We start from the raw sequence: 12,825 nt of genomic DNA, 5'->3' as shown, positions 1-12,825 counted from the left end.
TGCAATCTATTGGATGAAACCCGAACAATGAAGGTTGTATCAAGTAAATGTAGCAGATAGATCGGGAAAAGGTTGTATTCTTTCCCGGAGGTCTTTAACCTGTTAATTGTTGGACAGCTGAATGTTAGAAGATTGTACTTGCCCTGCCCTACTCCACAACTTTGCTTTCATCTCTTCTTGTTTTGGTCAAATAGACGACCAGGATTAAGATTATAACGAGGAAGACCAAACTGGTTCCCGTCGTACCTAGACCAAGTCCACCCTTAACACGCGGCTGTGAGAGGTAGTCGCCAAGAGAGGCGCCAAGTGGACGGGTCAAGATGTAGGCGATCCAAAAGGAAAGCACTGTATTTAGTTTGAAACCGTAGTGGGCGATGGCAACCACCCCAATCAACGCCGTGAACATAAGTGCAGACTTCCAGTAGCCGATATCGAGACCTTCTGCTATGAGGTCACCAGCTGCTGTAACCAAGGCGAAGGTGAACAAGATGGCCAACCAGTAGAACACTTCTCGTTTGGATGTGTAGATAGTGTGAATGGACAGCGTCTTTTCACTCGCGTACCAAGCCGTAAACGTCGCAAGCATCACGATTGTGAAGATGAAAGTTGTTGTCACCAGACTGACCCCTAGATTGACCCCGAGATTGTCGGTAATTAGCGTGCCTACAACGCTAATAATCACTACCGTGAGCCAGTAAATCCTTGGCGCATACTTACTCGCTTTGAATTGGAAGAAAAGCGTTATGATCAAAAGAAAACTCATGATTAAGGGCGTATTGGCCAAGCCCAAGTTCAGATTATCACTCAGGAAGTCTGCAGCCTTCTCGCCCCAGTGGTTGCCATTATTTTGATTATCCAGAATTAAATGATGACTTCTGGAACCTTGTTCAACATCTGACGCCCGATGGATGAGCCTTTTGTATCATTCATTAATGAATCCTTCTTATCTTCTCTTGTTTTATTTCGTTTACGATAAAACCTTATTGTCTATTTCTACTGTTCCCAGACACTATATCAAGTCAACCTTAACGCAACTTGAAAAAAGGATTAAAAATCAATTAAAAAGTGAAATAAAAAGCAAAAGAATGCTAAATTGTAGAAAGAGCATTTCAATTATAAGGAAACGATTAAAATACAGGACTTTGGAGCAAATATAAAGGGGATTGAATTATTTAGCGGAGGACAACTTTTCGTGTTTAAGCTGCAAGTAATATTCCTGGCTAGATACGATAAATACATGTGGTGGTGAACTCCTTGCCATATACCACTCAAGTAGGAGGGTTTTAAATGAAACAGCGTATTCTGGTTGTAGAAGATGAAGTCCAGATAGCGACGATATTAAAGATAGAACTCGAATATGAGGGGTATGAAGTGCTTGTTGCCCATACCGGCAAGTCGGGGCTGGAAGCTGCATTACAAGAAAAATTAGATTTAGTACTTTTAGATGTTATGTTACCTGAACTGAATGGCATAGAAGTTTTAAGAAGGATCCGAAATGAGAACTCTTTACTGCCCATCATCCTCTTAACAGCTCGAAATATTACAATGGATAAGGTAGCAGGACTAGATCAAGGGGCCAATGACTATATAACGAAGCCCTTTGAAATCGATGAGTTATTGGCAAGAATACGTTCAGCTATACGTCATAATTCAATAACAGCCAATGCTTCGAGAGAAGAGGAAACGATCTTATCAATAAAAGATTTATTCATTAATCTCGATACTAGAGAGGTTAAGAGGGGGGATTCTTCCATAGCGTTAACCCCAAAGGAATTTGATTTACTCATTTATTTACTATCCAATAAAAACAAAATCGTGACGCGGGAAAATATCCTGATGAATGTTTGGGGTTATGAGTATGAAGGGGAGACCAATGTAATCGATGTGTATATCCGCCATTTAAGAAAGAAAACGGAAGAAGGTTTTTCTGACCCGACAATTATTCAGACGGTAAGAGGAATTGGTTATACTGTAAGGGAGAAATAAGTAATGAAAATTACAACAAAAATTAACCTGATTACTACGGCTTGGATACTCTGTGTGTTGATTGCGGTCAATGCTGTTGTATTTTTTTCTTTTATGAAGATTACTGTAAATATGGAAGAAGATATATTAATTCATAAAGCGCAAAATGTCATTGCTGAAATACAAATGGATGATACGCCCCATGAATTAGAAAAAAAATTAACCGCATATTTGACGAATCATTCATTTATAAGGATCATTCAACCTGATTCTAAAATCAGTAGCGAAGTGTCCAGCGACCATTATTTGCTTACGAAATTTAAAGGGGAATTTTCTTCTGAACAAGAAGTGTATAGAACTACAATTAAACAAGCGCATAAAGAAGAACAAATATTAATCGTTAGGGTTCCTATCCAATCCAAAGGTAAAGTTGTTGGAACTTTAGAAATTGGAGATAGATTACTAGGACTGGAATTAGGGAAGGATGTATTACTTTCCATTCTCACATTTTGTACCCTATTAGGGGCGGGGTTATCGCTGCTAGGCGGCAGGTGGTTATCGAGTGTAATCATGAGACCTATTTCCAATATGATTGATACGATGGAGGATATTGAACAAAGCGGAATTCCGAAAAAAATCGTCATCCAAGAGGAAACAAAAGATGAGCTGCAAAAAATGGCTGTTACTTTCAATCGGATGATGAGCAGATTGGATGTAAATTTGGATAAACAGAAGCAATTCATTTCAGATGCTTCACATGAAATAAAGACTCCGCTAACGATAATAAAGAGTTATGCAGATCTCTTGCGCCGACGCCGGATAAAAAGCGAAGAAAAGGCATTGGATGTTATAAATGTAATTCATTCAGAGGCAACCCGAATACAGGAAATGACGGAAAGGCTGCTGGAATTAGCCGATACGGAAATGGAAAATACTTTAGATATTAAATCAGTGAATATAATAACCTTATGTGAGAACGTGCTTAAACAATTCAAAGAGGTCTATGGGCGAGAAATAAATTTTCATCATCAAGAAGATACCATTACGATTACAGCAGATGAATTGAAGATAAAGCAGGTGATTATTATCCTTTTGGATAACGCAATCAAATATAGTACAGACAAAATTGATGTGTATGTAGAGAATCAGTTATACTCTACGGTCATTCGGGTAAAAGATTATGGGATTGGTATTCCTGAGCATGAAATGGAAAATATCTTCGAACGTTTTTACCGGGTGGATAAGGCTAGGAGTCGGGAAACAGGCGGAACAGGGCTAGGCTTGTCGATAGCCAAAAATATAATGAATCAACATAATGGGGAAATTAAAGTAGCCAGTATCGACGGAATTGGAACAGAGATGGTATTATCCTTACCCAAAAGGTAATTTGCTGCTAAATACAAGAATGAGGTGTTCTGTGAGTGACACATATAGGGATAATTAGTCTGAGTATCATAGTATTGTTATTTCTAATTTATTCGATTTTCCCTACTGTAATTATTCGTGTATGCAGTCTGGGCATTACCAAAAAAAACAAGAGGAATAATGGGATAGCCCTTACTTTTGATGATGGCCCAAACCCTGAATATACGGAACGATTACTTGATCTTTTAAAAAAGTACGAGATAAAGGGTTCGTTTTTTGTTGTGGGCAGTAAAGTGAAAAATAACCCTGATATCATTAAACGAATGCATGAAGAGGGGCATACAATTGGAATCCATCATTTTGATCATATTTCAAGCTGGATCCTCTCGCCCTTTCAGTTATCGGAACAGTTGAGTATGACGGAAAAGGCGATAATGGAATGTACGCATGAAAAAGTCACTTTTTATAGGCCTCCATGGGGCCATTTTAATATTTTTACGAAAATAGCCAGCAAGAAATATAAAGTGATCATGTGGTCAGACATTTTCGGAGATTGGAAAGTGGAAACATGCAGGAATGACCTGCTTAATCAATTGCGGACAACCTCAACGGAAAATTCGATCCTCCTGCTCCATGACTGTGGGGAAACCTTAGGGGCGGATAAAGAAGCACCCCGATATATGATTGAAGTTTTGGAAGTTTACCTAGAGGAGACCATAAAAAAGGGAACACAATTTATTACATTAAAAGACTTATAACTGATTCGGGGGGACTTTATGAACATAGATAGTATCCTGCATTTTATTGACTTATATGGCTATCTAATCATATTTCTTTTTTTATTCATGGGCATTGTGGGGATTCCCGCTCCGGAAGAATCTCTTCTATTTCTAATTGGAGTCCTGATTGGGCAAAATAAACTCTCATTTGGTTTAGCCTTGCTCAGTGCATTTCTCGGAGCCTTTATAGGGATGCTTATCGCTTATGTATGTGGGAAATACGTGGGGTATCCATTTATAAAAAAATATGGGAAATACGTGGGCATTACCAATGATCGCTGGGAGAAAGTACAGAAAAAGTATATGAATAATACAAAAAAAACGATTGTGTTTGGATTTTATTTACCTGGAATAAGACAAATCAGTCCGTATTTCGCAGGAATCAATCATATTCCACTGTTCAAATTTATTCTCCTTTCCCTGTTAGGCACGGTTCTCTGGACTGTCCCTTTTATAGTGGCAGGGTATTATATAGGGAATGCCTTTCATATAAATCCGGAATATGTTCCACTTTTAGGTGTCGTATTCTTAGTCTTTTTATTGATCTATATTTTTATCAATTATATGAAGAGAAAAAAAAAGAATAAATTACCGTCCCGATTGGATTAACCAGTGTTCTATAATTGGTTTTCTAATCGGGCTATTAAGTTTGGGGACTGGGGCTTATGATACCATGAACATATCATTAAAAATTGATTAAAAAGAAAGGTTTTTACAAAAACAGTGATATATTGTAAGGGGAAAAAGATCTTGAACATACAAATGGGCTTTTTTCTTAGTACGTATCCATCGATTAAAAGAATGATTTCTATAGGGGATGACATATATGAAGAAGGTTTTGTTTTTACCTCTCTTCCGCATGCAGTCGGGACATCATCAAGTAGCAGAGGCCTTAATGGATTTGTTAAAAAAACATACAAACGGAGTCATTTTGAAAAAAGTGGATTTGTTAAGTTATACGAATAATTCTTTAGAAAAAATGATAACGGCCGGATATTTAAAATGGATCCGTTATGCACCTGAAACTTATAATCTCGCCTACAAAAACCTTTTTTACGTTAACTCGAAAAAGGAACGTCCATTTAAATGGAGTCAACTTATATTCTTGAAGAAAATGGAACAATTGATAGATGAGGAAAATCCAGACTTAATTGTGTGTACACACGGATTTCCTTCCCAACTATTAAGCCAGTTAAAATTAAAAGGGAAATGCAATGTCCCAATTATCAACGTATATACAGATTTCTTTATTAATAATGTCTGGGGAAGCAAGGGGATTGATTTTCACTTTATTCCAAGTCAAAAATTGAAAGAAAAACTATTAAGCAAGAATCAAATACCGAAACATAGTATGATGGTGACAGGTATCCCTGTGCATGAGGAAATCACTAAAAAGGCTGGTGGTTTAAAAAACACCGATCGGCCCAAAGTTTTAATCTCAGGAGGAAATAGTGGCCTTGGCGGGATATTGAATTTAGCTGGTGAGTTAAAGAAATCAACCAATTTTGATTACTTTGTACTTTGTGGCAACAACAAAAAACTATTTGATGAGATCAAAACATGGGATTTAGCTCATATTAAACCATTACCTTATATTTCATCAAGATCGGAAATGAACGACCTTTATGAAGAAGTGGATGTAATCGTTACGAAACCAGGTGGTGTTACAATTAGTGAAGCACTTCGAAAAAGACTTCCGATTTTTGTCCATTCGATGCTGCCGGGTCAGGAGGAAATTAATCTACAGTATTTAAAAGACAATAAACTTGTATTTGAAATCAATCGCAAATTCTCATTTGAAAAACAAATGCTTAATATATTAAAGGACCATAAAAAAATGGATCAGTGGGATAAATCAATCGAAACTTATCAAAAGGAAATGGAATTGGAAAACCCTGAGGAAATGGTGGGCATTATGAAATTGATTCTTAATCTTAAACAAGTCAATAAGCCATCCTATCTCACAAATCAGTCAAAAGTTATTTATAGCTAAGGGTCATTCCATTAACCTTGTCGCCAGTGTCCCATTAACAAGGGGAATTAATAACAACATTTGTGATTCGTTTTGAAAAAAGCGAAAATGAAAGAGAGAAGTTGAATTATGAACGACTTTATCCAAACTATTTTACTTACACTCATGGAATATGGGTACCTTGGAATTACCCTTGGTCTTATGATTGAAATTATTCCAAGTGAGATTGTATTATCCTATGGTGGCTTTTTAGTTTCCCAAGGTAGCATCAGTTTTGTTGGGGCGGTTATTGCTGGAACGATTGGAGGAACCATCGCCCAAATATTTGTTTATTTAATCGGATATTATGGGGGAAGACCATTTTTAGAACGATATGGAAAGTATATATTCATTCACAAAAAACATATTGAATTAGCGGAATCTTGGTTTACTAACTATGGTCCAAGCGTCATTTTTACGGCTAGGTTCATTCCGGTTGTCAGACATGCTATTTCGATACCAGCAGGGATTTCTAAAATGTCTTTAATAAAATTCACGAATTATACGCTACTTGCCGTACTTCCATGGTCTGTGCTTTTTGTATTCCTCGGGATGAAGTTAGGAAGCAATTGGGGACAGATTAATGAGATGGCCAAGCCCTATATCCAGCCAATCGCAGTGGTGGCGGTTCTCATTATTGCCGGAATGATCATTCGCGGTTACATGAAAAGAAAGAAAAACAAAGTTTTATGAAGTTTAGGGATTTAAGGAAGGGTTGTAATGAACCTTACAAAAGCCTTTATAACAACGGGAACCGATAAACGTGAAAACTTCACAACGAATCATCGATATTGACGGTAATGGCTTTCCAAGGGGACATTCAATGGAAGCAGTTGGGTTTTATAATATGAATTAATTAAAAAGACCACCATTTGGTGGTCTTTTTAATTAATTTATGGGGGAGTAGATTGGTATTTCTTCCTTTATTTTGAAACTTTATCATCCGTAATCCGTATATGATGTGAACGATAGTGGTGAACGTGAAAAATCAAGAAAGCCACATTTAAGAAAACGCCATTTGAAATGGATGGGGTTAACGGTCGTTGTTAGGTTTCCTCATAATATTAAGGTTCTTTTTTGTGAATTTGAATAAGGGAAGGAATATAGAAGCAATAGAATACTTATAAATAGTATAGAAAATGTATTAGAACAAATATTCAAATGGCAATAGAACTACTTAACTAACATGTACTAGCCCTTAGAAAGGATGCTTTCATTCATGGAAATAAGAAAACCAACTGATTATGAACTTCAAAAGGTTGTATCACTTTCGCCACGGATAGTAATTAACCGTCCTAAAGCTTATATCTATTAGTGTTAGAGCTATTTAAAGGGGGGATAAAAAAGTGATTGAAGCAATAATTAGTTTTCTTATATTTTGAATTCATTATTGGCATCCCGTATTATAACGGCTTCATTTATTACAAGTGATAATACTAGTTTTTGCTGTTTCAGTTTTCTTGCCATTCTATTAATCGCTAAATTTGTGATTATTCCAAAGGAAAATGAACAAGTTGAATTACAAGAATACATAGTTGAGAAAGAGGAAATATGAAGAAAATTTCGCTTACCTTATTAATCGTATGTATATCGATCACCTTTTTGTTGAATTTTGCCCTGCCTGAATTTGCTGGCAAAATGAAAGATAATATAAGTTCCATGAATATCCTTTATTCATACAGTGTCACAAAAACATTCTCGGAACAAATCCAAGATACGATCGAAATCGCATCCGTGCCGTCAGGGAAAACCGAGAACAGGAACGGCAATTTCCGAAGTGATGTTAAGCTTGAGGGCACGCCGCTGAATATAAAAAGTGTAGTGAAAGAGAGCTTGAATAAGCCCCAAGGGTATAAAACTAAAGAAAAGTTAACCGGTCCGGAAAAAGGGTTTTCATACCGGAAATATTATCTTACCAAAAATTATGATAAAGGAAGGTATACAGTCATCCGGACGAATAAAATAACGGGAAAAGAAAAAGTGTATGTCGGAACTTACTATGAGCCGAGCACGCAAGATCCTTTCGTCAAATGGTCACGTGATGAAAAATGACTGACAATACCATTTCATGAAAAGTTGAGTGTTTATATGGAAAAAACAGTGAAGATCGAGGAGTATAATCCTGATTGGGTTAGTGAATTTCAACAGGAAAAAGCGAGGATAATGGAGGTATTAAAGAACGATTCCCTTTGTGTTGAGCATATTGGAAGTACGTCCGTCAAAGGATTGGGAGCAAAACCGATTTTGGACATCATGGTTGGCGTCCATCATTTAGCTGAAGCTGACATGTTCATTGAACCCTTGAAATCGATTGGGTATGAATTTGTCCTGCATAAAGAGTTTCCCGAAAGGCGTTTTTTTAGAAAAGGTCAATGGAGAGCGGGAACACACCATTTGCATATCTATAAATACGGAAGTGAACAGTGGAAGAATCAACTTTCATTCAGGGACTATCTAAGAAGCCATCCTGACATACGAAGACAATATCAGGAATTAAAATTATCCTTAGCTCAAAAGCATCCTGCTGATATAGTGGGGTACACGAAAGCAAAAGAGCCATTTATATTAAGTGTCATAGAATCAGGAAATGAAGAAAACGACATAAATTATAACTGCCAGGAACGTCTAAAAGGAGGCTTTCATGAGAAAGGTCGAAGTCGTACCATTTAAGGAAGAGTGGTCCAAGCTATTTCATGATGAATGCGAAAAATTACAGGGTATTTTCGGGCCTGAGTTGATAAAGTTATACCATATTGGCAGTACGGCCATACCTGCAATCCATGCCAAGCCAGTAATAGATATTTTGGCAGTGGTTAAAGATGTGGAATGTGTCGCTGATTTTGATAAAGAGATGGAAGAGATAGGTTATGATGCTAGGGGTGAGAATGGAATCGCTGGACGAAGGTTTTTTCTTAAAGGCGGGGATGAAAGGTCGCACCATATTCACATGTTTCAAAAAGGACATGAAGAAATAGCCAGACACCTCGCTTTTCGGGATTATTTGCTGGCACACCCTGAGGAAGCACAAAGGTATAGCAGGCTGAAGCAGCGCTTGGCAGCGGAATTCCCAGATGATATCAAAGGGTATGTAAATGGGAAAAATGATTTCATAAAAAAGAGTGATGAAAGGGCGAAACATTGGGCAGCATCCTTGAATGAGAAGGGGAATCATCATGTTAATGAAGTGGATTAAATGCCAAGTGAATGAGGAAAACAAGCGTTCATTCTCAAAAGCACAAGAGAGATGGGGGGAATTGTGCCATTGTTCTGGTTTCATGGGACAAATCGGAGGGTGGAATAGAAATGAACTCTATGAAGCAGGCATTCTGTCCATTTGGAAAGATCTTCAATCCTATCAAAGTTTCATGCAGAATCAGCATGATGAAATATTCGGGAAGAGTGACCAAGGAGGTACATATACAAATATTTCTGTCGATATCTATGAGAAAATATTCAATATAGGAACAACAGACATGACAGCGTTTTTTTGCAAGGGGAAATTACTTCGGGTGGCTGACTGTTCTGTTGAAAATGATAAAAAGGCCGGATTTGAGCAGGTGCAAAGGAACATATGGAACAAAGGGATGACACCGGGCATGCTGTCTGGTGCAATCGGAAAAGGACAATCCAGGAGATACCTGGCCGCCTCATTATGGGACAATGAATATTCACATCAACGGTATGTGGATAAGGGATTGGCTGCCTTGATAAGGGAAGCGGGAGTGATTGAATTGCATCCAAAGTGGGCGGTCATTTAGAATTTAACATTGATCAATGGCATCTTGGTTTGCAGTGGAATGTAAGAATGATGGACATTTCAGCGCTCCCAATATATTCTACAGAAGGTGATTACAAATGAAACTAGATTATGATTCACAGTACATCAGGGGTATCTACCTGAATAGAGACCGAATATCTTCGTATAACCATTTTCCCCTTGACCTGCCGGTTATCAGGCACCTTCAAGAAGTGGCTTTTCATCCCAGTGTTACCTATGTTATCGGGGAAAATGGAATGGGGAAGTCCACCTTGCTTGAAGGCATTGCAATTGCGTATGGCTTCAATCCGGAAGGTGGAACGTTGAATTTCAATTTTTCCAATTATGATTCACATTCCAATTTGGACGAGTACCTCCGTTTGAAAAAAGGCGTGTACAAACCGAAGGATCATTTTTTCTTTAGGGCGGAAACCTTTTATAATTTAGCTACGAATATTGAGGAATTGGATAGGGAGGCATCGTTCGGGTCGAAAATCATCGATTCCTTCGGTGGAAAATCACTTCACCAGCAGTCTCATGGGGAATCGTTTTTTTCAGCTTTTGTAGAACGATTTCAAGGCAATGGATTGTATATCCTCGATGAGCCTGAAGCTGCTTTATCGCCATTGAGACAAATATCGATGCTGGCCAGGATAAATGAGCTTGTTCAACAAGGTTCCCAATTCATAATTTCCACCCATTCCCCGATTATCATGGCCTACCCGGATGCTAAAATCCTCCAAATTACAGATGAGGGAATGAATGAGGTTACGTTAGAGGAGTCCAATCACTACTTGCTAATGAAACAGTTTTTTGAAGATAAAGATCGGCTGCTGCATCATCTATTCGAATGAGTTTTTAGCATCTCCTTTAAAAAGGCCCGATTGCACTGCGCATTCGGGCTTTTCATTTTGTTGAAATTCATTATTGACAGTTCAAGTGTATTACAGGTATAGTACATCTATAAGGTGTATGAACCACTTAGTACATACACGCAAGACTTTATGCATATCAGACTTTTTTTAAATAAATAGGGGGTGGTTTTAATGAACGTAAATACCCGGGAACCGGTATATCTGCAAGTCGTTAGGCATTTTAAAGAACAAATAGCCATAGGCAAATTCGTGGCCGGACAGGAAATTCCCTCCCGAAGAGAACTGGCGGCTACACTGAACATAAATCCTAATACCGCTCAAAAAGCGTATAAAGAAATGGAGGAACAGGGTTTGATTCATACTGAACGAAATTTTCCCAGTCAAATCACGACGAATGAAACAATTTTACAGGCTGTGAGGCAGGAATTGATTTTGGCAGCCGTCGATACGTTTGTCGACGCGATTCGTCCGATTAATGTACCAGTCGATGAGTTGCTTCGTGTCGTTAAAGAAAAATATTCGGAAGAAATAAGGGAGGAGGAAGGAAAATGATCGAGGTAAAACGAGTTTCCAAAAATTATGGCCGCAAAAAAATATTGGACGGTGTGTCCTTCACCGCGAATAAAGGCGAAGTCACTTGCCTGATCGGGATAAATGGTGTCGGTAAAACGACTACACTCAAAGCGATCATGGGCTTGACGCCATATAAAGGGGAAATCCTGATCGATGATCAAAAGATGACTAAGGATAGTTATGAAAAAATCACCTTCATTCCGGACGCACCGACGATGCTTCCGCAAATGACGGTTAAACAGGCAATGGTTTTCATGGAGGATTTCTATCATTCATGGAATCAGGAAAGGGCCCTTCAATTGCTTGAATTCTTCAAGCTGAAAGAGGAAAGCCGCATTTCGGAATTGTCCAAAGGCAATACGGCTAAGCTTAACTTGATGCTGGGACTGTCCCTTGACGTGGATTATGTGCTGATGGACGAACCATTTTCGGGAATCGATATATTCAGCCGCGAGCAAATCGCTGATGTCTTTGCGAGCCACCTTATTGAAGATAGGGGCGTCATCATCACGACCCATGAAATCGGTGATATTGAACATTTGATCGACAAGGTCATTTTATTGGATAACGGTACGGTGCTTAAAGAGTTCAATACAGAAGAAATGCGTGAAGAAGAAGGGAAATCGGTAGTCGATGTAATGAGAGAGGTGTATCAAGCATGATGCGTTATATAAAGCTAGTGAACTTTGAAATCAACCGTTTTAGTAAAATCTATCTTAGCTTATTGTTGATAACCTTGGTTTCGCAATTTGCAGGAGTGCTGATCGTAACGAAGAGTCTTCTTAATGATGCCAAGGAGATCATATCAAATGAAAAACTATCGGAAGCCGCTTATGTTGCCAATTATGGAGCCATTGATTTTACCCATATCGTCCATACCCTCTTTTTTGCAGGACCGATTGCACTGTGTGCCGTTGCCCTCATTTTTTACATTTTCCTTATTTGGTACCGTGATTGGGTTGGAAAAAATACATTCATTTATCGCCTGTTGATGTTACCGGCATCCAGATTATCGATCTACCTTTCCAAAGCCACGGCCATCTTCTTGATGGTGTTAGGAATGGTTGCTTTCCAGATCATCATTCTACCAATGGAAAATGCGCTATTTAATTCAAAAATACCGGAAGCGTTCTTGAATGAAATGTCAATTCCTACCATAACTAAAGCCAGTCCGATTTTGGCAATGATCATTCCGAACAACTTCACAGAATTCCTGCTATCCTATGGGATTGGCCTTATGGTCATGTCGGTCGTATTCACAGCAATCATGTTTGAACGGAGTTTCCGCATTAAAGGAATCATATTGGGGTTGGTGTATGGCGGAGTTGCTGCCGCGCTGTTTTTAGCTCCTGTTTTCATAATGGATAGTGGAGTTTTCCATTTTTACTCGAATGAATTATTCGGTCTTCTGCTCACATTGGGAGTCATCGTGACAGGATTATCAGTTTGGCTTGGTTCATGGTTATTGAAAAAACGCGTTACCGTATAAAAACAATCAAA

The 12,825-nt window shown here is 38.4% G+C and carries 14 protein-coding genes and 1 pseudogene; 14 read left to right on the top strand and 1 reads right to left on the bottom strand.

Annotation, left to right across the window (positions count from 1 at the left end):
• Positions 1–148: 148 nt before the first annotated feature.
• Positions 149–855 (bottom strand): annotated as a pseudogene (locus N0M92_RS07635) (COG4705 family protein).
• A gap of 432 nt (positions 856–1,287) precedes the next feature.
• On the opposite strand from N0M92_RS07635, the gene N0M92_RS07630 reads away from it, so the two are divergent.
• The 14 genes from N0M92_RS07630 (at position 1,288) to N0M92_RS07565 (ending at position 12,814) form a co-directional block, all read left to right on the top strand.
• The gene (locus N0M92_RS07630) at positions 1,288–1,986 is read left to right on the top strand and encodes a response regulator transcription factor (protein ID WP_260285198.1); all 699 of its coding nucleotides are present in this window, start codon (positions 1,288–1,290) and stop codon (positions 1,984–1,986) included.
• Positions 1,987–1,989: 3 nt separating this feature from the next.
• On the top strand, positions 1,990–3,351 hold the full coding sequence (locus N0M92_RS07625; RefSeq protein ID WP_260285197.1) for a sensor histidine kinase: 1,362 nt from the start codon (positions 1,990–1,992) through the stop codon (positions 3,349–3,351).
• A gap of 35 nt (positions 3,352–3,386) precedes the next feature.
• Positions 3,387–4,088: a polysaccharide deacetylase family protein gene (locus tag N0M92_RS07620; protein ID WP_260285196.1), complete on the top strand. Its 702-nt coding sequence runs from the start codon at positions 3,387–3,389 to the stop codon at positions 4,086–4,088.
• Between the two features lie 18 nt (positions 4,089–4,106).
• Positions 4,107–4,718 carry a DedA family protein gene (locus N0M92_RS07615; RefSeq protein WP_260285195.1) on the top strand — a complete coding sequence of 204 codons (612 nt, stop codon included), beginning with the start codon at positions 4,107–4,109 and terminating at the stop codon, positions 4,716–4,718.
• Between the two features lie 217 nt (positions 4,719–4,935).
• Positions 4,936–6,102, top strand: coding sequence for an MGDG synthase family glycosyltransferase (locus N0M92_RS07610; RefSeq protein WP_260285194.1), 1,167 nt, complete (start codon positions 4,936–4,938; stop codon positions 6,100–6,102).
• A gap of 108 nt (positions 6,103–6,210) precedes the next feature.
• A complete protein-coding gene (locus N0M92_RS07605; RefSeq protein ID WP_260285193.1) occupies positions 6,211–6,813 on the top strand; it encodes a DedA family protein in 603 nt (200 codons plus the stop codon).
• Positions 6,814–7,671: 858 nt separating this feature from the next.
• The gene (locus N0M92_RS07600) at positions 7,672–8,172 is read left to right on the top strand and encodes a hypothetical protein (RefSeq protein WP_260285192.1); all 501 of its coding nucleotides are present in this window, start codon (positions 7,672–7,674) and stop codon (positions 8,170–8,172) included.
• Between the two features lie 36 nt (positions 8,173–8,208).
• Positions 8,209–8,790: a GrpB family protein gene (locus tag N0M92_RS07595; RefSeq protein WP_260285191.1), complete on the top strand. Its 582-nt coding sequence runs from the start codon at positions 8,209–8,211 to the stop codon at positions 8,788–8,790.
• The gene (locus N0M92_RS07590; RefSeq protein WP_260285189.1) at positions 8,762–9,313 is read left to right on the top strand and encodes a GrpB family protein; all 552 of its coding nucleotides are present in this window, start codon (positions 8,762–8,764) and stop codon (positions 9,311–9,313) included. The genes N0M92_RS07595 and N0M92_RS07590 overlap by 29 nt, the downstream gene beginning before the upstream one ends.
• A complete protein-coding gene (locus tag N0M92_RS07585; RefSeq protein WP_260285188.1) occupies positions 9,294–9,878 on the top strand; it encodes a YdbC family protein in 585 nt (194 codons plus the stop codon). The genes N0M92_RS07590 and N0M92_RS07585 overlap by 20 nt, the downstream gene beginning before the upstream one ends.
• A gap of 97 nt (positions 9,879–9,975) precedes the next feature.
• Entirely contained in the window at positions 9,976–10,731 is a 756-nt protein-coding gene (locus tag N0M92_RS07580; protein WP_260285187.1) for an AAA family ATPase, read from the top strand.
• A 192-nt stretch (positions 10,732–10,923) separates the two neighbouring features.
• Complete coding sequence (locus N0M92_RS07575; protein WP_192206758.1) at positions 10,924–11,304, top strand: GntR family transcriptional regulator; 381 nt, start codon at positions 10,924–10,926, stop codon at positions 11,302–11,304.
• On the top strand, positions 11,301–11,987 hold the full coding sequence (locus tag N0M92_RS07570) for an ABC transporter ATP-binding protein (protein WP_260285186.1): 687 nt from the start codon (positions 11,301–11,303) through the stop codon (positions 11,985–11,987). Before N0M92_RS07575 ends, N0M92_RS07570 begins: the two co-directional genes overlap by 4 nt.
• Positions 11,984–12,814 (top strand): hypothetical protein, encoded by an 831-nt coding sequence (locus N0M92_RS07565; RefSeq protein WP_260285185.1) that lies wholly within the window; start codon positions 11,984–11,986, stop codon positions 12,812–12,814. The genes N0M92_RS07570 and N0M92_RS07565 overlap by 4 nt, the downstream gene beginning before the upstream one ends.
• Positions 12,815–12,825 lie beyond the last annotated feature (11 nt).

It is taken from the genome of Peribacillus aracenensis, assembly GCF_025175645.1.
GTDB lineage: Bacteria > Bacillota > Bacilli > Bacillales > DSM-1321 > Peribacillus > Peribacillus aracenensis.
The sequence above is the reverse complement of the archived record's forward strand: the minus strand, read 5'-3'. Positions and strand labels throughout refer to the sequence as shown.

Excerpts from the sequence above, each read along its gene's own strand:
- N0M92_RS07600 (WP_260285192.1), top strand. The coding sequence starts at position 7,672 with ATGAAGAAAATTTCGCTTACCTTATTAATCGTATGTATATCGATCACC.
- N0M92_RS07590 (WP_260285189.1), top strand. The coding sequence starts at position 8,762 with ATGAGAAAGGTCGAAGTCGTACCATTTAAGGAAGAGTGGTCCAAGCTA.
- N0M92_RS07610 (WP_260285194.1), top strand. The coding sequence starts at position 4,936 with ATGAAGAAGGTTTTGTTTTTACCTCTCTTCCGCATGCAGTCGGGACAT.
- N0M92_RS07625 (WP_260285197.1), top strand. The coding sequence starts at position 1,990 with ATGAAAATTACAACAAAAATTAACCTGATTACTACGGCTTGGATACTC.
- N0M92_RS07615 (WP_260285195.1), top strand. The coding sequence starts at position 4,107 with ATGAACATAGATAGTATCCTGCATTTTATTGACTTATATGGCTATCTA.
- N0M92_RS07595 (WP_260285191.1), top strand. The coding sequence starts at position 8,209 with ATGGAAAAAACAGTGAAGATCGAGGAGTATAATCCTGATTGGGTTAGT.
- N0M92_RS07585 (WP_260285188.1), top strand. The coding sequence starts at position 9,294 with ATGTTAATGAAGTGGATTAAATGCCAAGTGAATGAGGAAAACAAGCGT.
- N0M92_RS07580 (WP_260285187.1), top strand. The coding sequence starts at position 9,976 with ATGAAACTAGATTATGATTCACAGTACATCAGGGGTATCTACCTGAAT.
- N0M92_RS07630 (WP_260285198.1), top strand. The coding sequence starts at position 1,288 with ATGAAACAGCGTATTCTGGTTGTAGAAGATGAAGTCCAGATAGCGACG.
- N0M92_RS07565 (WP_260285185.1), top strand. The coding sequence starts at position 11,984 with ATGATGCGTTATATAAAGCTAGTGAACTTTGAAATCAACCGTTTTAGT.
- N0M92_RS07570 (WP_260285186.1), top strand. The coding sequence starts at position 11,301 with ATGATCGAGGTAAAACGAGTTTCCAAAAATTATGGCCGCAAAAAAATA.
- N0M92_RS07605 (WP_260285193.1), top strand. The coding sequence starts at position 6,211 with ATGAACGACTTTATCCAAACTATTTTACTTACACTCATGGAATATGGG.
- N0M92_RS07575 (WP_192206758.1), top strand. The coding sequence starts at position 10,924 with ATGAACGTAAATACCCGGGAACCGGTATATCTGCAAGTCGTTAGGCAT.